This is a genomic window from Pseudobutyrivibrio ruminis (assembly GCF_015057245.1).
Taxonomy (GTDB): domain Bacteria; phylum Bacillota; class Clostridia; order Lachnospirales; family Lachnospiraceae; genus Pseudobutyrivibrio; species Pseudobutyrivibrio ruminis_E.
Window position 1 is genome coordinate 97644 of record NZ_SVET01000009.1, and the last position, 24507, is coordinate 122150.

At 38.3% G+C, this 24507-nt stretch carries 18 protein-coding genes and 1 tRNA gene; 18 read left to right on the forward strand and 1 reads right to left on the reverse strand.

What is annotated here, in order from left to right:
* Position 1: 1 nt before the first annotated feature.
* From E7274_RS09265 to E7274_RS09340, 16 genes are all read left to right on the forward strand, one after another.
* Positions 2–4447 carry a PolC-type DNA polymerase III gene (locus E7274_RS09265; RefSeq protein WP_304175456.1) on the forward strand — a complete coding sequence of 1482 codons (4446 nt, stop codon included), beginning with the start codon at positions 2–4 and terminating at the stop codon, positions 4445–4447.
* A gap of 19 nt (positions 4448–4466) precedes the next feature.
* Complete coding sequence (locus E7274_RS09270; RefSeq protein ID WP_304175458.1) at positions 4467–5480, forward strand: DUF5050 domain-containing protein; 1014 nt, start codon at positions 4467–4469, stop codon at positions 5478–5480.
* 15 nt (positions 5481–5495) lie between these two features.
* Positions 5496–6632 (forward strand): prephenate dehydratase, encoded by a 1137-nt coding sequence (gene pheA, locus E7274_RS09275; protein WP_304175460.1) that lies wholly within the window; start codon positions 5496–5498, stop codon positions 6630–6632.
* 18 nt (positions 6633–6650) lie between these two features.
* Positions 6651–8165, forward strand: coding sequence for a Ppx/GppA phosphatase family protein (locus tag E7274_RS09280; protein WP_304175461.1), 1515 nt, complete (start codon positions 6651–6653; stop codon positions 8163–8165).
* 16 nt (positions 8166–8181) lie between these two features.
* Positions 8182–10338: an RNA degradosome polyphosphate kinase gene (locus E7274_RS09285; protein WP_304175463.1), complete on the forward strand. Its 2157-nt coding sequence runs from the start codon at positions 8182–8184 to the stop codon at positions 10336–10338.
* On the forward strand, positions 10339–11160 hold the full coding sequence (locus E7274_RS09290) for a Cof-type HAD-IIB family hydrolase (protein WP_304175465.1): 822 nt from the start codon (positions 10339–10341) through the stop codon (positions 11158–11160). It abuts the gene before it with no gap.
* Positions 11161–11363: 203 nt separating this feature from the next.
* The gene (infC, locus tag E7274_RS09295) at positions 11364–11861 is read left to right on the forward strand and encodes a translation initiation factor IF-3 (protein WP_033154017.1); all 498 of its coding nucleotides are present in this window, start codon (positions 11364–11366) and stop codon (positions 11859–11861) included.
* Positions 11862–11879: 18 nt separating this feature from the next.
* Positions 11880–12077: a 50S ribosomal protein L35 gene (gene rpmI, locus E7274_RS09300; RefSeq protein WP_028236330.1), complete on the forward strand. Its 198-nt coding sequence runs from the start codon at positions 11880–11882 to the stop codon at positions 12075–12077.
* Positions 12078–12121: 44 nt separating this feature from the next.
* A complete protein-coding gene (gene rplT, locus E7274_RS09305; protein ID WP_033154018.1) occupies positions 12122–12478 on the forward strand; it encodes a 50S ribosomal protein L20 in 357 nt (118 codons plus the stop codon).
* Between the two features lie 243 nt (positions 12479–12721).
* Positions 12722–13981 (forward strand): extracellular solute-binding protein, encoded by a 1260-nt coding sequence (locus E7274_RS09310; RefSeq protein ID WP_304175466.1) that lies wholly within the window; start codon positions 12722–12724, stop codon positions 13979–13981.
* Between the two features lie 13 nt (positions 13982–13994).
* Positions 13995–15320 (forward strand): carbohydrate ABC transporter permease, encoded by a 1326-nt coding sequence (locus tag E7274_RS09315; RefSeq protein ID WP_304175468.1) that lies wholly within the window; start codon positions 13995–13997, stop codon positions 15318–15320.
* Positions 15317–16576 carry a sugar ABC transporter permease gene (locus E7274_RS09320; protein WP_330598838.1) on the forward strand — a complete coding sequence of 420 codons (1260 nt, stop codon included), beginning with the start codon at positions 15317–15319 and terminating at the stop codon, positions 16574–16576. The genes E7274_RS09315 and E7274_RS09320 overlap by 4 nt, the downstream gene beginning before the upstream one ends.
* Before the next feature lie 2 nt (positions 16577–16578).
* Positions 16579–18882, forward strand: a complete 2304-nt coding sequence (locus E7274_RS09325) for a glycoside hydrolase family 31 protein (RefSeq protein WP_304175470.1) — start codon at positions 16579–16581, stop codon at positions 18880–18882.
* A gap of 58 nt (positions 18883–18940) precedes the next feature.
* Positions 18941–19960 (forward strand): LacI family DNA-binding transcriptional regulator, encoded by a 1020-nt coding sequence (locus E7274_RS09330; protein WP_304175472.1) that lies wholly within the window; start codon positions 18941–18943, stop codon positions 19958–19960.
* A gap of 90 nt (positions 19961–20050) precedes the next feature.
* The gene (gene galE, locus E7274_RS09335; RefSeq protein ID WP_304175474.1) at positions 20051–21067 is read left to right on the forward strand and encodes a UDP-glucose 4-epimerase GalE; all 1017 of its coding nucleotides are present in this window, start codon (positions 20051–20053) and stop codon (positions 21065–21067) included.
* A gap of 164 nt (positions 21068–21231) precedes the next feature.
* Positions 21232–21303, forward strand: a tRNA-Glu gene (locus E7274_RS09340).
* A gap of 41 nt (positions 21304–21344) precedes the next feature.
* Here E7274_RS09340 and E7274_RS09345 read toward each other — a convergent pair.
* Positions 21345–22514, reverse strand: a complete 1170-nt coding sequence (locus E7274_RS09345; RefSeq protein WP_304175476.1) for a tRNA(Met) cytidine acetate ligase — start codon at positions 22512–22514, stop codon at positions 21345–21347.
* Between the two features lie 145 nt (positions 22515–22659).
* Between E7274_RS09345 and E7274_RS09350 the strand changes: the two genes are divergently transcribed.
* A complete protein-coding gene (locus E7274_RS09350) occupies positions 22660–23856 on the forward strand; it encodes an acetate/propionate family kinase (protein WP_304175479.1) in 1197 nt (398 codons plus the stop codon).
* Between the two features lie 103 nt (positions 23857–23959).
* Positions 23960–24490, forward strand: a complete 531-nt coding sequence (locus tag E7274_RS09355) for a YceD family protein (RefSeq protein ID WP_033154021.1) — start codon at positions 23960–23962, stop codon at positions 24488–24490.
* The last annotated feature ends 17 nt before the right edge of the window (positions 24491–24507 follow it).

Below are 24507 nucleotides of genomic sequence, written 5' to 3' on the forward strand. Positions count from 1 at the left end.
TATGGATCAAATGAGTTTTTATGAAGTTTTCCCTAATATGGAAGCGGGAAATGATCTTGATACTGCCCTTAGTGACGCTACTGTCACTAAGGTAAGTACCGGTCGTTCGAAGGATGATATTCGTATATACGTTACATTCAATACCCTTATTCCTAAGCGCCGCATCTGGCATTTGGAAAAATCTATTAAAAAACAATTCTTCCCTAATAATGGTGTTACAATTCGAATCCTCGAAGAATTCGATTTATCAAGTCAGTATACACCTGAAAATCTTTTAAGTTCATACAATGATAGTATTTTAGAGGAGCTAGAGGATAGAAGTGCTCTTCTTTTTAACATATATAAAAAAGCGGATTTAGATTTTACTGAGGATGGTCATTTAAAGGTTACTATCGAAGATACGATAATTGCTAGAGAGAAAGAGCATGAGCTGTTTGATATCCTTCATTCAATCCTTTGCAAAAGATGTCATCAGAATATCGTTATTGACTTCGACTACAAAGAGCCTGTCAAAAGTAAATATCTTGAGAATGCAATTCTTGAAATTGAAAATAAAATTGCGGCTATTAACGCTCAGAGCGTCAGTCACGAATCTTCTGATGGTGAGAATAGCGGCGATGACAATTCTGACAAGAAAAAGGATGCAGATAGCAAGAAGCCACAAGAAACTGAGACAAAAGTTATCAAGCCTCTTACTAAATCTGATGATCCAGATTGTATCTATGGAAATGAAATCTTCGATAATGCTACTCCTATGGAGGATATTAACGGAGAGCTTCTTGGACCAATTATTATCCGCGGACAGCTCACATCTCTTGAATTTAGAGAGACCAAGAAGGGCGGATATTTTGGAACTGGTGCAATGACCGACTTTACCGACTCTATCTCTATCAAGCTTTTCTTCAGTGATGCAGATCAGGGACGTGAGCTTGAAAAAGCACTTAAGGTTGGAGAGTTCTATAAGATAGCAGGTAAGCTTGATGAAGATATTTATTCAAAGGAGCTTACTGTTGGTCGAATCAATTCTATCAATAGAATTCGAGATTTCAGAGTTACCAGACAGGATACTGCAGTAGACAAGCGTGTTGAGCTCCACTGCCATACAAAGATGTCGGATTTTGATGGTGTATCAGAAATCACTACAATTATCAGTAGGGCAAAGGAATGGGGACATAAGGCACTTGCTATTACAGACCACGGTGTTGTTCAGGCGTTCTGTGATGCGGATCATATGAAGGGCCTTGGAGATTTCAAGGTTATCTACGGATGCGAAATCTATCTTGTAGATGATACAAGGCTTATTGTTACCAATGATAAGGGCCAGACTTTACGTGATGAATTTGTAGTATTTGATATTGAGACTACAGGCTTCAACCCAAAGACATGTAAGATAATCGAAATTGGCGCTGTTAAGTTTGTAAATGGAGAAATCGTTGATAGATTTTCTGAGTTTGTGAACCCACAGGTTCCAATCCCATTCAACATAACAGAGCTTACTTCCATAAAGGACGAAATGGTAGAAGATGCCCCTACAATCGATGTCATTCTTCCAAAGTTTATGGAGTTCTGTAAGGGTTCTGTTTTAGTTGCACATAATGCTGGATTTGATACCAGCTTTATTAGATACAATTGTAAGCAGCTTGGCCTTGAATACGACTATACTCACGTAGATACAGTAGAGGTTGCAAGATACTTACATCCAAATATGGCTAGGTTCAACCTTGATGCTGTATGTAAGGCAGAAAATATTGTAAACGAGCATCATCATAGAGCAGTTGATGACGCAGAGGCTACAGCAAAGGTATTTGAGAAGTTCATTACAAAGCTTGAAAATGAAAAGATTTTCACTTTATCCGAGCTTAATGACCATAGTAAACCAGGCCCAGAGCAGATAAAGAAAATGCGTACAAATCACTGTATTGTTCTTGCAAAGAACGATTTAGGCCGTATTAATCTTTATAGATTGGTTTCAGAATCGCACCTTTATTACTTCAGCAGATATCCTAGAGTTCCAAAGAGCTTACTGATGGAATGCAGAGAGGGACTGATTATTGGTTCTGCCTGCGAGGCTGGCGAATTATACGATGCCATAGTAGATGGAAGAGATGAATCGGAGATTATGCGTATAGCTAATTTCTACGATTACCTAGAGATTCAGCCTGTCGGAAACAACGAATTTATGATTCGTTCTGATAAACGTAAATACGAAAACATCAATTCTGTAAAGGATTTGCAGGAGATTAATAAGCAGATTGTTGCATTAGGAGACGAGCTTAAAAAGCCTGTTGTTGCTACTTGCGATGTGCATTTCCTTGATCCAGAGGATGAAGTATACAGACGTATTATCATGGCTAATAAGGGCTTTGATGATGCAGACCAGCAGGCCCCACTTTATCTTCATACTACAGATGAAATGCTTGAAGAATTTGCATACTTAGGTCTTGCAAAAGCACATGAGGTTGTTGTAGAAAATACAAACAAGATTGCCGATATGGTGGAGCGTATTCACCCTGTTCGACCTGATAAGTGTCCTCCTGTAATCGAACACTCGGAGGAAGATTTGCGTCGTATTTGCGAAACAAGAGCACATGAGGTTTATGGACCTGAGCTTCCTAAAATAGTAGAAGAGCGACTTGAACGAGAGCTTAACTCTATCATTGGTAATGGATATTCCGTTATGTACATTATCGCTCAGAAGCTGGTTTGGAAGTCTAACGAGGATGGCTATCTGGTAGGCTCCCGTGGTTCCGTAGGTTCTTCCTTTGCAGCTACAATGGCTGGTATCACAGAGGTTAACCCATTGCCACCTCACTACAGATGTCCTAATTGCTATTATGTAGATTTTGATGGTCCAGAGGTGCAGGAGATTGTTAACCAGGGACTTTCTGGGGTAGATATGCCAGATAAAATCTGTCCTAAATGCGGCAAGCCTCTTGCTAAGGATGGATTTGATATTCCATTCGAAACCTTCCTTGGATTCAAGGGTGATAAGGAGCCTGATATCGATTTGAACTTCTCAAACGAATATCAGTCAAAGGCTCATAAATATACAGAAGTTATTTTTGGTGATGGCCAGACCTTCAAGGCCGGTACAGTTTCTACACTTGCGGATAAGAACGCAGTTGGTTATGTTTTAAAATATTTCGAAAAGCGTGATATAAGAAAGCGTCGTGCTGAAAACGAACGTCTTGCTAAGGGAGTTGAAGGTGTTAAATCTACAACAGGTCAGCATCCTGGTGGTGTAGTAGTTCTTCCAAACGGTGAGGATATCTATTCCTTTACTCCAGTTCAGCATCCAGCCAATAAGGATACTGATATTGTAACTACCCATTTTGATTACCATAAAATTGATGCTAACCTTCTGAAGCTTGATATCTTAGGACATTTGGATCCTACCATGATCAAGAGACTAGAGGATTTGACAGGAATTGATGCTACAAAGATTCCTCTTGATGACAAGGACGTTATGTCGTTGTTCCAAAGCACAAAAGCTCTTGGTATCACTCCTGATGATATTATGGGTACACCACTTGGAACACTAGGTATTCCAGAGTTTGGTACTGATTTTGCCATGCAGATGCTTGTTGAGGCTAAGCCTCGGTACTTTACTGATTTAGTTCGTATTGCCGGACTGGCCCATGGTACTGACGTATGGTTAGGTAATGCTCAGGACCTTATTCTTAGTGGAACTGCCACTATCACCGAGGCTATTTGTACCCGTGATGATATCATGGTTTACCTTATTCATAAGGGGCTTGACCCAGCGGAATCTTTCACTATCATGGAACGAGTTCGTAAGGGTGTTGTTGCTAAAGGAAAATGTGATGAATGGCCAACCTACAAGCAGCACATGCAAGAGCACGGCGTGCCAGACTGGTACATCGGTTCCTGCGAAAAAATTAAATACATGTTCCCTAAAGCCCATGCTGCTGCATACGTTATGATGGCTTGGCGTGTTGCTTATTGTAAAATCAATTATCCATTGGCATACTATGCAGCATTCTTCTCAATCAGAGCCGGTGGTTTTGATTATGAAAAGTGTTGTCAGGGAAAGGCTAGATGCGAGCAGGAGATTAAGTACTACAAATCTCAGCCAGATTTATCAGCAACCGATAAGGATATTTTGATTGCACTTAGATTGTGTCAGGAAATGTATGCCCGAGGATTTGAATTTTTACCTATGGACCTATACCAATCTGACTCAAGATATTTTAAAATAGTAGATGGGAAGCTTCTTCCACCATTCAATGTTATTTCCGGAATGGGTGATAAGGCTGCCGAGCAGCTTCAAATTGCTGCTAGTCAGGGCAAGTTCTTATCACAAGACGAGATTCGCGATAGAGGAAAGGTATCACAGACTATTCTTGATAAAATGATTGAGCTTGGAATCGTAAAAGATCTTCCAAAATCAAATCAGCTTTCACTATCAGACTTTTTTAATATTTAATTTTGGGGAGGGCAGTTGAATGAAGGTATTAAAAAGAATCATCATTTTAGTTGTAGCTATTGCCATTGTTGCTGGCCTAGGATTTTACAAGTATATAAATACTGTAACCTACTACAATGATCCAGGAACAAATGGAAATACCATCGGCAATCTATACGGAAATGGATTGTTCTGCGAAACAGATGGAGTTGTTTATTTTTCTAATCCAAATGATAGCGGCAGAATCTACAAAATGAATCCAGACGAATCTGATATAGAAATTGTTGCAAATGATAGCGTTTATTTTATTAACGCCGATTCACATTACCTTTATTACAGTCGTAATCACAACGATAATGCAGATTTTGTGCTTGATGTAAACACAGAAAGCTTGTGTAGAATGACAAAGAAGAATAAAAAGGTCATTATTCTTGATCAAGCTAATTGCAATGCGGCTGCTCTCGCTGGAAATAGAGTTGTTTATTTTCACTATGATTCCGAAGATGCCACATCTCTTTACATGGTTGGTATCGACGGTGAAGAAAGAGTTCAGCTTTCAAAGGCTGCTATCGACCCACGCTGTATGGTAGGAGAAACATTATACTATTCTGGTGTGGAGCGTGATCACAATCTCCATAGCATGAATCTTGATACAAAAGATTCTACTTATGTTTCATCTGAAAACTTGTGGCTTCCAATTATTGATGGAAACACTTTGTACTATATGAATTTGGATGAAAATAATCGAGTTTTCAGAAGTACTCTTTCTGGAGACAACAAAACTGGTATCACCACTTATGGTACATCAGGATATAATATTTCTGGCAATTACCTGTACTATCAGTCCATAAAGGGGAATCCTGATGGATTGTATAGGGTCGATTTGACTACAGGCGCAGAACTTCTTCTTGCCGAAGGTGAATTTAACAACATCAATGTAACTAGCAAATATGTTTATTTTGCTGATTACTATTCAGGTACAACGTTCCATGTGGCAAATGGTAGCACAGAAGTTGGGCTATTCAATCCACCAATTTTAGCATTAGACAAGTAACAGAATAGGAGTAACATGAGAGACTTAGGAGACATCAGGGTAGAAATCGATCAGGTAGACAAGGAGATTCTTAATCTTTTCAACAAAAGAATGGAGCTTGCCTGCCAGGTAGCTGAGTACAAAATCGCTACAGGTAAAAAGGTTTACGACAAAGAGCGTGAGGATGCAAAGCTAGAAAAGCTTTCATCATATGTTGACGATGATTTTAGCGAGCAGGCTGTCAAAGAGCTATACACACAGATAATGTCCATCAGCCGCAAAAAGCAATTTGCTATTTTGCAAGAGCGAGGAGTATCTTTTGACACTGGCTTTACGCAGGTAGACAGATTCGATTTTTCAGATGCAGTTGTATGTTTCCAAGGCGTTCAAGGGGCTTATTCTCAGCTTGCAATGCTGGCATTTTTTGATGACGAAATGAAAGATAGCTTTCATGTAGATTTATGGCGCGATGCTATGGAAGCAATCAGTACAGGTAAAGCTGATTATGCAGTTCTTCCAATCGAGAATAGCTTGGCTGGTTCTATTGAGGAGAACTTTGATTTACTTTCTGAATACAATGTTGCCATTATTGGCGAACAGATTCTTAAGGTTGATCACGCCTTACTTGGTGTTAAAGGTGCCACTATAAATGATATAAAAACAGTATATTCTCATCCTAAGGCGATAGCCCAGTGTGAAAACTATATTCGCAAGTATCACATTGATTGGGATGTTAAAAACCTAAGAAATACAGCTATGAGTGCTCAGAAAATCCAGGATGATGGAGATAAGACTCAGGCTGCTATTGGTAGTAAATATAATGCGGTTTTATACAACCTTGATATTCTTGAGGAATCAATTCAGGATGATAAAAATAACGAGACACGTTTTATAATTGTTTCTAAGGATAAGAAATATAAAAAATCTGCAGATAAAATTAGTCTTTGCTTAGAGATTTCTCACGAACCAGGAAGTCTTTACAGGATTCTTTCAAACCTCATTTTCAATGGTATCAATATGAACCGAATCGAATCTAGACCAATTAAAGGCGTAAATTGGCAGTATAGATTCTTTATAGACATAGATGGCAATCTGAACGATGAGGCAGTTAGAAATGCACTTACTGGTCTAAAAGAGGAATGCGTAAGCATTAGAGTTTTAGGAAACTATTAATTTCGTAATGGGGGGAACATGAAATTATTTGCAAGCATTTACATTGGCTCTTATGAGACTACAATGAAAGTTTTTGAAATCAGTAAACAGAAGGGGATTAAGACTGTGGACACTCTTAAAATCCCTTCTGATATTATCAGAGATGTGCTTGAGCATGGCCGTATCTTACCTCAGACTACGGACAAGCTTTGTCGCGTTTTAAATGATATGCGCCGCACTATGGAAGGCTATAAAGTGGATAGTTATTCTGTAGTAGCAGGTCCTAATATCAGGCAGGCTGAAAACGCTATCATCTTTTTAGAGCAAATAAAAATGCATACCGGATTTACGGTAAATGTTCTCTCTAATTCTGAGCAGAGATTCTTAGGCTATGAAGCTGTGGCATCCACAGAGGGCTTCGAAGAGCTTATTAACGAATCCGCTGTTCTTGTTGATGTGGGCGGTGTCTCACTTCAAATCACACTTTTCTCAAAGGGAAAAATCGTTACAACTCAACATTTATCAATGGGTACAGTTTCTATAAGTGAGAACCTTAGAAAGCTGGGAACTATATCAAATAATTCTTTTGAGCAAACCTACGAGATGATGTATAAGGAACTGGAAGTTTTTAAAACCATGTTTTTGAGAGATATGGTTCCAAAGTACATGATTCTTTTAGGGGTGCAGGTTAGTACCATTGCTGAGAGAATATCCAATTTTTCCTCAAAACAAATTAAAACAAAGGACTACCTTGAATTCCTAAACAAGATTAATAAGAACTATATTAAGGCGTTCGAGCTGAAGCATGATGTTTATCTGGACAATGAAAATCTTATCGAACCAATGGTAATGCTTTATAAGGTTTTGGCTGAAACACTTGCTCCTGAAATTGTGTATGCTCCGGGAGTATCTGTAAGTGAGGGTGTTGCATATAATCATAGCTATTCCAAGAAATGGCTTACGTCATCCCATGATTTTGATAACGATATTATTTCAGCAGCTTGGGCTATTGCCAAACGCTATGATAGCTATCAGCCACATTTAAAGGCTTTATTCAAGCTTTCCAGCGAAATATTTGATGCTATGAAAAAGTATCATGGGCTTGGTAAAAGACAAAGAGTTCTTATGCAATGTATAGCTATTCTTCATGATTGTGGAAAATATATTTCATTATCAGAAGCATCAAGCTGTTCATATACCATTATTATGTCTTCTGAAATCCTAGGACTTAGTCACAAGGAAAGGGAGATAATAGCTACAACTGTTGAATTTAACAGAAAGCCTGTTGAACCATATGAGAACCTTTCGGACAAGTTCACCCAGGATGAGTACGTAACTATCCTGAAGCTACTTGCAATTTTAAAGGTTGCCAATGCTCTTGATAGATCGCATAAGCAGAAAATCAAAAATGTTTCAATGCGAGTAAAGGACAGAGAGCTTGTGATTTCAATTGAGGCCAACAGCTCACTTGCCCTTGAAAAGGGATTATTCAAAAAGAATGCAGATTATTTCGAGGAAATCTTTTCTATAAAACCAGTTCTTAGAGAAAACTAGATTTTTAGGAGGCGTTATGGGAAGCAAAATCAATATTTCAGATGCAAAATACTATGATAATAGAGAACTTAGCTGGTTAAAGTTCGAGCTAAGAGTATTGAATGAAGCTATGGTTAAAGAGCTTCCTATTTTGGAGCGCATTAAATTCGTTAGTATAACTTCTTCTAATTTGGATGAGTTCTTCATGGTTCGTGTAGCTTCTCTTAAAGATATGGAGCATGCAGGCTACACAAAGCCTGATATTGCAGGAATGACACCTACAGAGCAGCTCATTGCAATTAACGAAAAGACAAGAGAGCTAGTAGAGCTTCAGTACAACATATGGGGCAAGCATCTCAACCCGGCATTAAAAGAAAACGGAATCATCCTATACGATAAATACGAGGATTTAAATGAGGAGCAATTGAAATTCGTGGATTCATTTTTTATGAGCCAGGTTTATCCCGTTCTTACTCCAATGGCCTTTGATGCATCTAGACCGTTTCCACTTATAAGAAACAAATCTCTAAATATTGCAGCGCTGATTGAAAAGAAAAAGGGGTCTACAGTAGCAGGTAACGACAGTGACGATGTTGAGTTTGCCACTGTTCAGGTTCCATCAGTTTTACCTCGATTTGTATCCCTTCCATCAGACGAAAAACATCACGATTGCTTCATCCTTTTGGAACAGATTATCGAGCGCAACATGGATAAGCTCTTTTTAAATTATAATGTTGTGGCAGCCTCTCCATATCGAATCATGAGAAATGCCGATTTTTCAATCGACGAAGAGGGCGCAGAAGATTTGCTTTTAGAAATCGAAAAACAGATTAAATCACGACAGTGGGGCGAAGTAATTCGTCTCGAGGTGGAATCTACAATTAACAAGAAGCTTCTTTCAATTTTAAAGAAAAACTTAGGTGTAAATGAGATAGATATTTATAAAATCAAGGGACCTATTGATTTAACCTATCTTATGAAGCTTTATGGAATCGATGGTCATAGTGACCTTAGAGCTCCTAGTTTTAAGCCTCAAAGTAACCCTCGCCTTAAGCCAGGTGAAAAGCTTTTTGACGAGATTAAAAAGGGAGATATTTTCCTCCATCATCCATATGAAAGCTTTGACCCTGTAGTAGATTTTATTGCACAGGCCGCCTTTGATCCACAGGTGCTTGCCATCAAGCAGACTTTATACAGAGTTAGCGGTAATTCGCCTATCATAGCAAGCCTTGCCCATGCTGCTGAAAATGGAAAGCAGGTTACAGTACTTGTTGAGCTGAAGGCTCGTTTTGACGAGGAGAATAATATCATCTGGGCAAAGAAGCTTGAGAAAGCTGGATGTCATGTAATTTATGGATTAGTAGGATTAAAGACCCACTGCAAGATTGCTCTTGTTGTTAGAAGAGAAGATGATGGCATCCGCCGCTATGTTCATCTTGGTACCGGAAATTATAATGATTCCACTGCTAAGCTATACACCGATTGCGGTATGTTTACCTGCAATGAAAAATATGGCGAAGATGCTACCGCTGTATTTAATATGCTTTCCGGATACTCAGAGCCAGCAAGCTGGAATAAGCTTGTTGTAGCCCCACTTTGGCTAAGGGACACCTTCGTTACTTTGATTAATAGAGAGATTCGACATGCCAAAGAGGGAAAGGAAGCACGAATTATTGCAAAGATGAATTCCCTTTGCGACAAAGAGATTATCGAAAAGCTTTATGAGGCAAGCAATGCCGGAGTAAAAATAAATCTTATTGTTCGAGGCATATGTTGTCTTAGAACAGGCATTCCAGGAGTTAGCGAGAATATTCATGTGTCATCCATTGTTGGCACATATCTTGAGCATGCTAGAATTTTCTATTTCTATAACAACGGATTAGAAGATATCTACATGGGTTCAGCGGACTGGATGCCACGTAATTTAGATAGACGTGTTGAAATAATTTTCCCAGTTGAGGACGTTATTTTAAAGAATAAAGTTAAGCATATTCTTGATGTCCAGCTTGGAGATACCCTAAAGGCTTACGAGATGACAGCGGATGGAAACTATGTTAGAATAAAGCCTGTTCGTGGCAAGAAGCCTGTGGGTGCACAGGATACCTTCTGCCGAGAGGCAAAGAAAAATAACGAGCCAGAGATTGATTATTTCAAAAAGCGTACCTTTACGCCTATCTTTGGCAATGAGGTTTAAATGAGTAAAAAAATACTTGCAATTGATTTGGATGACACAACTTTCGATGACAATAAGGACATCTGTAAGGCCAATCTTGATGCTTTAAATGCTATGCTTGATGCAGGGCATGTGCTTGCTGTAGATACAGGCCGTCCCACACACGTCATGAAAAAGCTTTTAAAGCGATTTGAAGTTTTTGATAGAGAAAATGTTTATCTTTTAGGTTACCAGGGAACCGTTGGTACTAGAGCCACCGATGATGAAGTATTGTTTGGACATTTCCTTGATAATGAAGCAGCAATAAAGCTTATGACATATTCAAAAAATGCTGGCTTAACCACCATTATTTTTGAATTTGGACAGATTTATTCTTTTTCGCTAAATGCTGACACAGACAGATATTCTGAGATTTCAAAGGAGCCAATTACCGTAATTGAATCACCTGAGGATCTTAGGGGCCATAATCTTACAAAGATGATGGTAGTAAATTTCGAAGACCATGAGAAGCTGTTCCAGTTTGAGGAAGCTCATAAGGCCGAAATGGAAGATTCATTTGTCAGCATGTTTTCAAATGTTGCTTTCCTTGAGTATGTTGGAAAGGATTCTAGCAAAGGCGCCGGGCTTACAGAGCTTGCATCTATTCTCGATGTAGATATGAAAGACACAGTAGCATGTGGCGATGAGAGAAACGATATCAGCATGGTTCAGGCTGCCGGTGTAGGAGTTGCTGTGGCAAATGCCAGAGATGAGCTTAAGGCAGTGGCAGACTATATTACAGTTTTAGATAATAATAACGGAGCAGTAGCAGAGGCAATCAACAAATTTATTCTTAATTCGTAGAAAATTGTTGACTCTGCGGGGCTTACGTGATATATTATTCGTGTTGTGAAAACAAAGTAGAGTATCCACTCTCACCTTAGCACGTATATTTACAGTGACTTGGGTCTTATATTTCACACAAACCTTGTTTGTGATGATTTATGGTGGATATTCTGTATCCACTATTTTTTTTATTATTTGGAGGTAGTACCATTAGCGAATTAATGATTAATGAGCAGATTCGCGACAAAGAAGTTCGTGTAATTGGCTCTGATGGGGAACAGCTTGGCATTATGTCAGCACGAGAGGCACAGAAGCTTGCCGATGATGAAGGATTAGATCTTGTAAAGATTTCACCAAAGGCTAATCCACCAGTGTGCAAGATTGTTGATTACGGTAAATACCGTTATGAGCAGGCACGCCGTGAAAAGGAAGCTAAGAAAAAGCAGCATGTTGTTGAGGTAAAAGAGATTCGTATGTCTCCAAACATTGATGCTAATGATATGAACACAAAGGTAAATGCAGCTAAGAAGTTCATTTCAAAAGGCGATAAGGTTAAGGTAACACTTCGTTTCCGTGGCCGTGAAATGGCTCACATGCAGTCATCAAAGCATATTCTTGATGATTTTGCTGAGGCACTTGCTGATGTTGCAGTAGTGGAAAAGGCACCAAAGATTGAGGGTCGTAGTATGAGCCTGGTGCTTACAGAAAAGAAATCGTAATACAGGAGGAAATTTATCATGCCAAAGATGAAGACAAGAAGAGCAGCTGCAAAGCGCTTTAAGGTAACAGGAACAGGAAAGCTTAAGAGAAACAAGGCATACAAGAGCCACATCTTAACCAAGAAGACTACAAAGAGAAAGAGAAATCTTCGTCAGTCAGCAATCGTTGATTCAACAAACGTAAAGAACATGAAGAAAGTACTTCCATATCTCTAAAATAGATTTGGAAATGTTATTTATTTGGTTAGGAGGAATTTAAAATGGCAAGAGTTAAAGGCGGATTAAACGCTAAGAAAAGACATAATAGAACATTAAAGTTAGCAAAGGGTTACAGAGGCGCTAGAAGCAAGCAGTATCGTGTTGCAAAGCAGTCAGTTATGCGTGCCCTTACATCATCATACGCTGGTAGAAAGCAGAAGAAGAGACAGTTCAGACAGCTTTGGATCGCTCGTATCAACGCTGCTGCACGTATCAATGGACTTTCATATTCTAAGTTCATGTACGGTCTTAAGCTCGCTGGTGTTGAGATGAACAGAAAGATGCTCGCTGAGCTCGCTGTTAACGATGCCGAAGGTTTTGCTAAGCTTGTTGAAGTTGCAAAGTCTAAGGTAGCTTAATTTCAAAACAAACGATTAAAGGAGTAAATCAGAGATGATTTACTCCTTTTTTGTTTACCTAAGTTTATCGTTAAACTGAAATCAAAAATATTTTGCAAAATAATTTTTAACAAAATTTAATCTAGTATGATGTGCATATCTAATAAAAAGCCAAAATATCAATAAATTGTATTGACTTTCTGATTTAATAAAACTAATATTTCATCAAGGTTAAGCGCTAAACTTAATTAAAGGAGGATTTTTATGAGACTGAAAAAATTAATGTTAAGCTCTGTTCTTGGGGGAACAATGATTATGAGTTTAATGATCGGGTGCGGACAGGCTGATAGCGGCTCTGAGGCAGCGACAAGTGCAGATGGAACAGAATCTATTCAACTTAAGGTTTGGGTTCCAGAAACTGAGATGGAATTAACAAAAGGATTTTGTGAGGAATTTGATGAGAATCATGCTGAGTATGATATCGAATTTACTTATGAAGCGGTAGAGAATGCTGATTCTATTACTCAGTTAAAGAACGATCCAGAGGTTGCGGCAGATGTGTTTGTCTATCCAACTGGCGGTGTTCCAGAAATGATTGAGGCAGGACTTATTTATCCAATCACAGTAAACGAGGATCAGGTTAAGTCAGCTTATGGCGAAAATGCTATTGCATCATGTTCAGCTGATGGAATTCTATACGGCATTCCTCAGACTCCAAATGCATTCTTTATGTATTACAACAAGAGCATGTACACAGAGGATGAGGTTAAATCATTGGAAACAATGATGGCTAAGGACTTGGGAGATGGAGTAAAGAACTTCTCTTGCTCTATAAATGACAGTTGGTACATTGAGTCATTCTTCTATGCAAACGGTGGAACATTATATGGTGAGGATGGAACAGATCCAACTGATTGTTCATGGAATGATGAGAAGGGCTATGCTGTTGGCGAGTATCTTATCGATTTAGTTAACAATGACAAGTATGTTGAGAATATTGATGATGTTGCAACTGCTATGTTTAAAGATGGAGAGCTTGGTGCTATGTGTTCAGGCACTTGGATTTCTGATGATTTAAAAGCAGCTCTTGGTGATGATTTAGGTGCAACAGTTTTACCTACAATCAATATCGATGGTAAGGATTGCCAATTAAGCAACTTCGCAGACTTTAAAGCATACGGTGTGAAATCATCTACTCAGTATCCAAAGGCAGCTCAGGAGCTCGCTGAATGGCTTGGCGGAGAGGAATGTCAGCTTGCTCGTTTCCAGGAAATCAATATGACTCCAACAGCTACAGCACTTTTATCGAATGCTGAAGTTCAGGCAAATGTTGCTGCATATGCATTGATTGATATGACTGGAAATTATTCAACTCCACAGCCTACAACATCTCAAATTGCTCAGTACTGGGATCCAGTAGCAGCATTTGGTATGGGCGTTGTTAACGGCGATGTTACAAAAGCTAATCTACAGGAAAGCTTAGATGCAATGGTAGAAGGATTGACATCAAAGCTATCAGAATAAGAAGGTGAAGGCAATGAAAAAAGAGTTACGAAGGAATCCTATTGGCTACATATGCATGGGATTATGGAATATACAAGCTGGGCAAATTACAAAAGGATTATTGTTCTTAGCATCTGAGATTGCATTTATATTGTTTGTGATACTTAAAGGTGTGGATTCAATAATCGGATTAATTACACTTGGCACTAATCAGCAAGGAATGGTGTTCAATGAAGAGACAGGAATATATGACCGTGTTGATGGTGATAATTCCATGCTGCTATTACTAGGAGGAGTTATAACTCTTTTTGTAATTGCCTTATTTATTATTGCCTGGTGGTTGTCAGTTAAATCTGGAAAAGATGCGATTGAAAGATATAACTTGGGCAAAAAAGTGGAGTCCTTTAAGGATGAGATAAAAGCACTTTTTGATAGAGACGTACACAAGTTACTTTTATTTATTCCACTTTTGGGATTACTTATTTTTACAGTTATGCCATTGGTGTACATGATTCTTATGGCATTCACGAATTATGATGTAAATCATCAACCACCAGGAAATTTGTTTGATTGGGTAGGCTTGGATAACTTTAAAACACTTCTGGGTTCCACTGAAAAGCTTTCCCAAACATTCTGGCCAATTCTTGGTTGGACATTAATATGGGCAATTTTCGCTACATTCACAAATTATTTTGGAGGAATTTTCCTCGCAATTCTAATTAACAAAAAGGGGATTAAATTAAAAAAGGTTTGGCGAACAATATTTGTATTAACTATTGCCATTCCTTCATTCGTAAGTCTTCTAGTAGTGAGGACGATGCTTAATAAAAATGGAGTTATTAATACTCAACTGATTAATATGGGATTTATCACAAGTCCGTTGCCATTCTTGACAGATGCAACCTGGGCTAGAGTAACTGTTATTGTAGCTAATATGTGGGTTGGTATTCCATATACCATGCTTATTGCAACGGGCATTTTGACCAACATTCCTGCTGATTTATATGAGAGTGCCAGAATTGATGGTGCAAGCCCATTTAAAATGTTTACAAAGATAACATTCCCATATATGTGGTTTATAACAACTCCATATTTGATTTCGAACTTTATTTCAAATGTAAATAACTTTAATCCAATTTATTTCCTTACCCAGGGTGGACCACTTACTTTGGACTATTTCAAGGGAGCAGGAAAAACGGATTTGCTTGTAACCTGGCTTTACAAGCTGACAAAGGACAGTATGGATTACAACTACGCAGCGGCTATTGGTATTGTGATATTTATAATATCAGCGTCAACTTCGATATTTGTTTATACTCGTTCAAATGCATTTAAAAACGAGGAGGGATTGCAGTTATGATTAATGTTAATGGTTTAAATAGAAGATATGTAAAAATAGCTGGAATTATAAATATATTGGCTGCGTTATGTGTTATTTGTCCTTGGATAAAAATAGAAGATAGCAATATGAATGGATTCGGATTCATTTCATATATTGTTTCGAATGGTATAGATACTTCTTCTTTCTTCAGGGGACTAGCCCCAATTATACTCCTGGTTCTTTCCATGGGAATGGCCATTGTTTTGATGGCGCATCCCATGAGAGGGACTGCATACGGGCTTATTGGAGTTGACACGGCTACAATTCTTTTCCTGATACAAGAAATGTTTGGTATGAGAAGCTTATTATCTGCCAATTATAATTATGATAGTTTTTTGATAAGAAACTTTAATATAGGATATTGGTTCACATTGATATTGATCCTTTTGGGACTGATTTATTCTATGAAATCAGCAAAGATTGATCCTGGCTATATTGTACTAGTTGTTATGTCGGTGGTTTGGCTGTTTCCTATATTCTATATCGTAATGAATTCTCTCAGAGGCGAGGGAAACTTTTATGTAAATTATTTAATACCAAAGGAATTTAGCTTGGATAATTACAAGCAATTATTGTCTTCATCTAGTAAGTTCCACTATGGTAGATGGTTCCTGAATACATTTATTGTTTCAGTTTTCTCGTGTGTTATTAGCACACTGATAGTTCTGGCTACCGCATATACGATATCTAGAATCAGATTTAAGGGAAGAAAACTGATTATGAACCTTCTGTTGGTGCTTGGAATGTTTCCTGCATTTATGTCTATGATTGCTGTTTATTACATTTTAAAGGGAATTGGCATAGCTCAATCATTGCTGGCTCTTGTAATAGTTTATTCTGCAAGTGCTGCGCTGACATATTATGTTGCTAAGGGATTTTTCGATACTATTCCTCGCGCTCTTGATGAGGCGGCATATCTTGATGGCGCATCAAAATGGACTGTGTTTACGAAGATAACAATTCCAATTTCAAAGCCAATCATCATTTACACAATACTGACGTCTTTTACAGCACCATGGGCAGATTATATCTTTGCAAGTGTAATCTTAGGAGATAAGTCAGATAAGTACACAATCGCTATGGGCTTATATGGAATGCTTACACAGGACAATATTGATAAATACTTTAAACAGTTTGCTGCGGGAGCTGTTTTAATATCTATTCCTATTGCAGCTTTATTTATTAGCTTACAAAAATATTATGTTGAAGGACTTTCAGGTTCTGTAAAGGGATAATTATGAATAAATATAGAATATCGGTTTTAACAGATAGGCTGGTGCGTCTTGAGTATCAGGCTGATGGACAGTTTGTTGATGAACCGACTCAGATTGTATCAAATAGAATGTTTCCTGCAGTTTCATACAAGCAGTGGAAGACTGAAAAAGGAATTTGCATTGAAACTGATGGGTTGATTATAAACTATGATGAACAAGAATTTTCAGGATTTGGTTTATCCATAACTTTAAAAGCAAATAACAACACATGGACTTACAATGAAACAGGCAGAAATTTTCTTGGAACTGCCAGAACATTAGATGAGGCGGATGGCCCAGTTAGACTTGAGAATGGATTATTTTCTGAAGAGGGTTTTGCAGTTATTGAAGACAGTAAAAGTGCGTTGATAGTGGATGGGCAAATTCGACCAAGAGTAAATGTCGGCATTGATATTTATTTCTTCGGTTATGGTAGAGACTTTAAGGGTGGGCTGAAGGCCTTCTACGCCCTTACAGGCAAGGCTCCTATGATTCCTAGATACGCTTTGGGAAATTGGTGGAGCAGATTTTACAAATACACCGAGGCAAGCTATCTAACACTTGTTGATGATTTCAAAAAAGAGAAGGTTCCATTTTCTGTGGCAGTTATTGATATGGATTGGCACATTACAGAGGTAGATCCTAAATATGGCAATGGATGGACAGGCTACACATGGGATAGAAAACTTTTCCCAGATCCAGCTAGATTTTTGAGCAGACTTCATGAGAATGGCTTGGCAGTAACTTTAAATGTTCACCCGGCAGATGGGATTCGTGGATACGAAGAAATGTATCAAGATATGGCAAAAGAGCTTGGAGTGGATTATGAAAATGAAGAGCCTATAGCTTTTGACTTTACCGATGCCAGATTTCGGGAAATCTATTTTAAATATATCAACCATTTCTATGAGGATATGGGAGTTGATTTTTGGTGGATTGATTGGCAACAGGGGACTGAAAGTAATATGGAAGGAGTGGATCCTCTCTGGTTATTGAATCACTATTATTATTTGGATTCCAAAAGAGATAATAAGAGGGGAATGATTTTTTCGAGATATTCAGGTCCTGGTAGTCACAGATATCCTGTGGGTTTTTCAGGAGACACTTTTGCTACTTGGAGAAGTCTTGATTATCAGCCATTCTTTACTGCAAATGCTGCCAACATTGGCTATGGCTGTTGGAGCCACGATATATGTGGACATATGCACGGTGATAAAAGTGATGAGCTTCAAATAAGATGGCTACAGTTTGGCGTATTTTCACCAATTATGAGATTGCATAGTTCGGCTAATCCATTTTTTGTCAAGGAACCATGGAATCAGCCTGGAGAATATAGGGAAATAATGGATAGATTTATGCGCCTTCGCCATCGTTTGATTCCTTATATGTATACGATGGAATATTTAGCCTATAAAGAGGATTTACCAATGATTAGGCAAATGTATTTTGATTATCCAGAGGATGAAAGAGCCTACGGATTAAATAGCGAGTATGCATTTGGCGACCAGCTTATTGTTGGCGCTATAACAAAAGAGGTGGATAAGGTATCTAGAATGGGGGCAGTAAATATGTTTGTGCCAAGTGGCAGATATTATGATTTGTTTACAGGCATATCTTACAATGGCGATTTTAAAGGTAACATGTTTAGAACCGTAAATACGATACCAGTTCTTATGAAGGCCGGTGGAATTATTCCATTAGAATCTGAAGAAACAATCAGCAATGCCACAAATAATCCAACCTCTCTTGATATCGTGATTGCTGCAGGTGCTGATGGATGCTTCGAATTATATGAAGATGATGGAATAAGCGATAATTATGTAGATGGACAGAATTGCTTATTTACAAAAATCTGGGTCAAGCATGATTTAGAAAAACATATTATGGATGTGGGGATTGATGCACCAACTGGAAATCAGGATTTGATTATTCAAAATCGAAAAATATCATTTGTAATCTATGGCTTAAATGAAGATTGCCAGGTCCAGAAGTATGAATCTAGCTACGATAAAAAGAAGCATACTCTGAAGATTGATGTAGAGGATGACTTAAACAATGGCGGTTCTATAAGAATAGTTAATGCTATGCTTGCAAATAATGATACCTTGGATGATATTTTTGAAATCCTTCATAGGGCCTATATCACATATGACTTAAAGGAGAAAATCTATAATATTGCCTTGTCTGAATTTGCCAAGAATGATAACAAATTCTGGGATATTTTAGAAGAGCTTGATGCCCCATCTGTTTTAAAAGAAGCATTAAGAGAATTGAAATGGTGCTGTTGAATCTTAGGTTCAAATCTCTTATGATTAATACATAAAATATAAAGGATGAGGAACAATAATGGTTACTATGAAAGAGATAGCAGAGGAAGCTGGAGTCAGCATTGTAACAGTTTCCAATGTGATTCATGAAAACTACAACAGGGTTTCTGCTGAAAATATTGAAAAGATTAATAAGCTTATAGAAAAGTATCATTATGTGCCTAATTCAAACGCCAGAAGCTTGGCAATGAAAAAGTCAAGGATAATAGGCGTTGTTATCCCAAATGTAAATGATGATGAGAATTTTATGAAAAGTCCTTTTAATGCTGAGATTATTGGCATTTTGGAAAAAGTCATAAGAGAAGCAGATTATTATTTAATGGTACGAAGTGTCAACAAGACTATCGATGCAATTCCATTGATATCATCTTGGAATGTTGATGGGGTGGTATTTCTTGGAGCCTTTAAAGAGGATGTAGTTGCTATAAAGAAAAGACTTACTCTTCCTATGGTTTTTGTTGATACTTACGGCGAAAATTTGGATTTTGTAAATGTTGGCAGTGAGGATATGCAAGGTGGATATTTGGCAACAGGCTATCTCATTGGAAAAGGTCATGAGAATATTGCCTTTGTAGGACCTTCTATTAGTGGTGAAGGTGTTATTAATGAACGATATTTAGGATACGAAAAAGCTATGAAGGAACATGGCTTTGAGGATAACATTAAGGTTGTATCTGTTGGTTCCACTTCTTTTGAAGCAGGAATAGAGGCGGCAAAGAAAATAGCCTTTTTGGATGCAGATATAACTGCCGTATTTGCTACAGCTGATATCTTGGCTATAGGAATCATGGAAGGGCTTCGCCAGCTAGGCAAGCAGGTTCCTGATGATGTTTCTGTTGTGGGCTTTGATAATCTGCCGGAAAGCGTATATTGTTGTCCAAAACTAACTACAATATCTCAGAACATGGATTTGAAAGCAAAAACTATCGGAAAGACAATTCTTTCTATGGTAAATGATAAAGAAGAGCGTACTTCGGCAACCTCCATAAAAGTTGATGTTGATTTGATAGAACGAAATTCAGTTTCCTCTCGTAAGTGATTTTGCAAATTTTTGATTTAAAACTGCTTTTATAATTTGGCACTTTCTGCTAATCTATTATGTGGTAACGAACTTTAAGGAGGTGCTTTTATGGCAATATTAGTTACGGGTGGTGCTGGTTTTATTGGTAGCCACACATGTGTAGAGCTTCAGCAGGCAGGCTATGATGTAGTCGTATACGACAATCTTAGTAATGCATCTGAAAAGTCACTTGAGAGAGTAGAAGCTATTACAGGAAAGCCAGTTAAGTTTTACAAAGGCGATATCTTAGATAGAGATAGATTAAACGAAGTATTTGCAAACGAAAAGATTGATTCATGTATTCATTTCGCAGGTCTTAAGGCTGTTGGTGAGTCAGTTCAGAAGCCTTGGGAATACTATGAGAACAATATCGCAGGTACACTTACACTTGTTGATGTAATGAGACAGCACAACTGCAAGAACATTATTTTCTCATCTTCAGCAACTGTTTATGGTGATCCAGCAGAGATACCTATCACAGAAAACTGCCCTAAGGGACAGTGCACAAACCCATATGGATGGACAAAGTCAATGCTTGAGCAGATTCTTTCTGACATGCAGAAGGCTGACAATGAGTGGAACGTAGTTCTTCTTCGTTATTTCAATCCAATTGGTGCACATCAGTCTGGTACAATGGGCGAGAATCCAAACGGTATTCCAAACAACCTTATGCCATACATTACACAGGTTGCTGTTGGAAAGCTTCCAGAGCTTGGTGTATTTGGTGATGATTACGATACTCCAGATGGTACAGGCGTACGTGATTACATCCACGTTGTTGATCTTGCAAAGGGACATGTTAAGGCTCTTAAGAAAATCGAGGAGAATGCAGGTCTCAAGATTTACAACCTTGGTACAGGAGTAGGATACTCAGTTCTCGATATTGTAAAGAACTTTGAGAAAGCTACTGGAGTAAAGATTCCATATTCTATTAAGCCACGTCGTCCTGGCGACATTGCTACATGCTACGCAGATGCTACAAAAGCAAAGGAAGAACTTGGCTGGACAGCAGAGTTTGGCATCAAGGAAATGTGCGCAGATTCATGGAGATGGCAGAAGAATAATCCAAATGGATATGAAATGTAAATAGGAGGGGCCCGTGTACGGGAGGAACCTGTTTGCTACAGCACGCCCCATTGCCGAAGGCAATTTAAAATGGCGTGCTTTCCAGAAAACTTTAAAAATGTGCTTGACTTATGTCTGGCTACATAGTAATATATGTCTTGTCGCTGATAGCGACAGGGCAATATGGTTCCTTGGTCAAGCGGTTAAGACGTCGCCCTCTCACGGCGAAAACAGCGGTTCGATTCCGCTAGGAACTGCGAAAGAAAGACACCTGTATCAGGTGTCTTTTTTGTTATTCTTATATATTTACTAAATCAAATTTACGAGTATATTCTGTTGGATATGTATTGCCTGTTTTTGAAGTTAGGATAGTGCGATAAATATCACTGGAAATAATATCGTATTTATTTATTATTTCATTTGGCGATGTTATTAAAGGGGTATGTGATTCTTCTTTTATTCTTCCAAGAATATTACTTCCATTTTTGCTGAATCCAAGCATTCGTATATACGATATATATCCGGCTTCTTTTGCTTCCTTAAAATCATTTTCTGTAATACCTAAAAGAATATGACAGAGCACTCGGCTGATTCTGGAATATTCAAAGTTTTTCGTTTTTAAAACTTCACAGAATTGGCTGAATGAAACGAATGCAGGTAGCTTGTTTTTGATTCTGTCTGAAAGGTCATTGTTGCAATCTAAGTATTGCTCGTAGTTTTCTGTGGTAAGGAGCTTGTAATGAAGTAGCTCTGAAATATCATCTGAAGCAACGAACGAAATACTTTTATACAATGGAGCTACTTCTTCAGGGACTGCTTCAAAGGATTTTGAAAGCTTGTAATGCTGGCGTATTGAACTTGCGGAGCTAAGCTGTCCAGATAAGCTTAAATCGTTGTATTCGTTTCCTTGGCGCTTCATAACTGCAATATCCATATTTAAATGATTTGCATGGATATAACGGCAGTATTCGATTCCTAGTATATTATTAGGAGATGAGATGATATCTTCCGATAGAAATGCCTTTAAAGCTTTTGCTCTGGCAGTGGCATAGCTTATCCCTTGAGAAACGAGAGCATTAATTTCGTTATTTATTTCTCCGGAGTTTTCTAGTTCGACTAGCTTTTTGCTTTCATCTATAAATAATTCCTTGCGGTCACATTCTGCTGAAAACAGTAATGTATCTACAACTCCAGTGGCATTAAGCAAAGCTACTCCAGCTGATGCGTATTCTCTAGCAGAGCTGGTGGCGAAAATGGTAGGAATTTCAAGAACTACATCTGCACCACAAAGAAGAGCGGCCTTGGCTCTTGAATATTTGTCGAAGCATGCGATTTCACCACGCTGAGTGAAGCTGCCGGACATAGCGATAATTATTTGATCAGCGCCAAGCACATTTTTGGCGTATTCTATTTGCAGTTTGTGGCCATTGTGAAAGGGATTATATTCCGCAACTATTCCAATTACCATTTTGTTCCTCCGAAAATACTTTTACATTAGTATTATACATTAAAATTTGGTTGAGAAGACAAATTTTAGTGATATAATTAAAATGTTGTTTAAGTATACAATTATTAAAGAAAGAAAAACATATAAAGAAAGGAACTTTATTATTATGAAGATCTTAGTTATCAACTGTGGTAGCTCATCTCTTAAGTATCAGGTTATTGATTCAGAGAGCGAGCAGGTACTTTGCAAGGGACTTTGCGAGAGAATCGGCATTGATGGACGTATCGTTTATCAGAAGGCTGGTCTTGATAAGGAAATCACAGAGATCCCTATGCCTACACACAAGGAGGCTGTTGCAGCTGTAATCAACGCTATTACAAACGAAGCTACAGGTGCTCTTAAGTCTCTTGATGAAATCGATGCAGTAGGTCACAGAGTCGTTCACGGTGGTGAGAAGTTCGCTGCTTCTGCACTTATCACAGACGAGATGATCAAGGTTGTAGAAGAGTGCAACGATCTTGCTCCACTTCACAACCCAGCAAATATCATCGGTATCAATGCATGCCGCGAGCTTATGCCAGGTAAGCCACAGGTTGGTGTTTTTGATACAGCATTCCATCAGACAATGCCTAAGGAAGCATACATGTATGCAGTTCCTTACAAATATTATGAGCAGTACGGCGTACGTCGTTACGGTTTCCACGGTACATCACACAGCTATGTTTCAAAGCGTGTAGCTGAGATGGACGGATGCGACCTTAAGAACTCAAAAATCATCGTTTGCCACATTGGTAACGGTGCATCTTGCTGTGCAGTTCTCAATGGCGAGTCAGTAGACACATCAATGGGGCTTTCTCCACTTGAGGGACTTGTAATGGGTACACGTTCAGGTGATATCGATCCTTCAGCTGTTGAATTCATGGCAAAGAAGGAAGGTCTTGATTTCGCTGGTGTTATGAACGTACTTAATAAGGAATCTGGTGCACTTGGTGTTTCTGGTATTTCTTCAGATTTCCGTGATCTTATTGCTGCTTCAGCAGAAGGCAATGAGAGAGCAAAGCTTGCTATGGATATGATTGCTTACCGCATCGCTAAGTATGTTGGTGCTTATGCAGCTGCTATGAACGGTGTAGACATCATCTGCTTCACAGCTGGTCTTGGTGAGAACAATGCAGGTCTTAGAAAGGCTGTATGTAACCATCTTGGTTTCATGGGCGTTGAAATCGATGACGCTAGAAACGATGTAGCTGGCGAGGAGAGACTTGTTTCTTCTGACTCTTCAAAGGTTAAGGTATACGTTGTACCTACAAACGAGGAAGTTATGATTGCAAGAGATACAGCAGCTATCGTATCTGGCAAATAATTTCATCAAATTTTTGTGAAATTAATGCACTTTTTTATCAAAAGTGTTTGACAAGCATATTAAAGCTTAGTATAATTGGCAAAGTGTGGATAGGAGATTTTATATGAAGATTTCTATTAAGGATATCACTTCATTACCTGATCAAAATAAGAAGTTTACTGGAACTTGCGACATACATGATTTTTCTTATCTTGGCAGTAAGTTTACTATCAATCGCACAGAGCCATTTGATGTAGTTTTGTCTATGATTGGTTCTGGAAAGCTTCATATCACATTTAACACTAGTGCTAATATCACTGGTTCATGTGACAGATGCTTGACAGATGTTTCATTTGATGTACCTGTGGCTGTTGATGAAACTGTTGAAGTTTCAGAAGGACAGGTAGTTCCAGATGAAGAAATAGGTCCTTACTCATTTGTTGATGGTGAGGAAATAGTTGTAGATGAACTCATATTAAACGAGATCTTAGTGAATTTCCCGGCAAAGATATTGTGCCAGGACGACTGCAAGGGTATTTGCCCAGTCTGTGGCAAGAATCGTAATATCGAGTCTTGTGGATGCGACGACACAGTTTTAGATCCTAGAATGGCACAATTTTTAGATGTCTTTAATAGCTTTAAGGAGGTGAAATAGCATGTCTATTTGTCCAA

What these genes read in the sequence shown, in the direction of transcription:
- rpmI (WP_028236330.1), top strand. Translation starts at nt 11,880, where the DNA reads ATGCCAAAGATGAAGACAAGAAGAGCAGCTGCAAAGCGCTTTAAGGTA.
- galE (WP_304175474.1), top strand. Translation starts at nt 20,051, where the DNA reads ATGGCAATATTAGTTACGGGTGGTGCTGGTTTTATTGGTAGCCACACA.
- rplT (WP_033154018.1), top strand. Translation starts at nt 12,122, where the DNA reads ATGGCAAGAGTTAAAGGCGGATTAAACGCTAAGAAAAGACATAATAGA.
- E7274_RS09345 (WP_304175476.1), bottom strand. Translation starts at nt 22,514, where the DNA reads ATGGTAATTGGAATAGTTGCGGAATATAATCCCTTTCACAATGGCCAC.
- E7274_RS09355 (WP_033154021.1), top strand. Translation starts at nt 23,960, where the DNA reads ATGAAGATTTCTATTAAGGATATCACTTCATTACCTGATCAAAATAAG.
- E7274_RS09320 (WP_330598838.1), top strand. Translation starts at nt 15,317, where the DNA reads ATGATTAATGTTAATGGTTTAAATAGAAGATATGTAAAAATAGCTGGA.
- E7274_RS09315 (WP_304175468.1), top strand. Translation starts at nt 13,995, where the DNA reads ATGAAAAAAGAGTTACGAAGGAATCCTATTGGCTACATATGCATGGGA.
- E7274_RS09285 (WP_304175463.1), top strand. Translation starts at nt 8,182, where the DNA reads ATGGGAAGCAAAATCAATATTTCAGATGCAAAATACTATGATAATAGA.
- E7274_RS09280 (WP_304175461.1), top strand. Translation starts at nt 6,651, where the DNA reads ATGAAATTATTTGCAAGCATTTACATTGGCTCTTATGAGACTACAATG.
- E7274_RS09310 (WP_304175466.1), top strand. Translation starts at nt 12,722, where the DNA reads ATGAGACTGAAAAAATTAATGTTAAGCTCTGTTCTTGGGGGAACAATG.
- E7274_RS09290 (WP_304175465.1), top strand. Translation starts at nt 10,339, where the DNA reads ATGAGTAAAAAAATACTTGCAATTGATTTGGATGACACAACTTTCGAT.
- E7274_RS09330 (WP_304175472.1), top strand. Translation starts at nt 18,941, where the DNA reads ATGGTTACTATGAAAGAGATAGCAGAGGAAGCTGGAGTCAGCATTGTA.
- E7274_RS09350 (WP_304175479.1), top strand. Translation starts at nt 22,660, where the DNA reads ATGAAGATCTTAGTTATCAACTGTGGTAGCTCATCTCTTAAGTATCAG.
- pheA (WP_304175460.1), top strand. Translation starts at nt 5,496, where the DNA reads ATGAGAGACTTAGGAGACATCAGGGTAGAAATCGATCAGGTAGACAAG.
- E7274_RS09270 (WP_304175458.1), top strand. Translation starts at nt 4,467, where the DNA reads ATGAAGGTATTAAAAAGAATCATCATTTTAGTTGTAGCTATTGCCATT.
- E7274_RS09265 (WP_304175456.1), top strand. Translation starts at nt 2, where the DNA reads ATGGATCAAATGAGTTTTTATGAAGTTTTCCCTAATATGGAAGCGGGA.
- infC (WP_033154017.1), top strand. Translation starts at nt 11,364, where the DNA reads ATGATTAATGAGCAGATTCGCGACAAAGAAGTTCGTGTAATTGGCTCT.
- E7274_RS09325 (WP_304175470.1), top strand. Translation starts at nt 16,579, where the DNA reads ATGAATAAATATAGAATATCGGTTTTAACAGATAGGCTGGTGCGTCTT.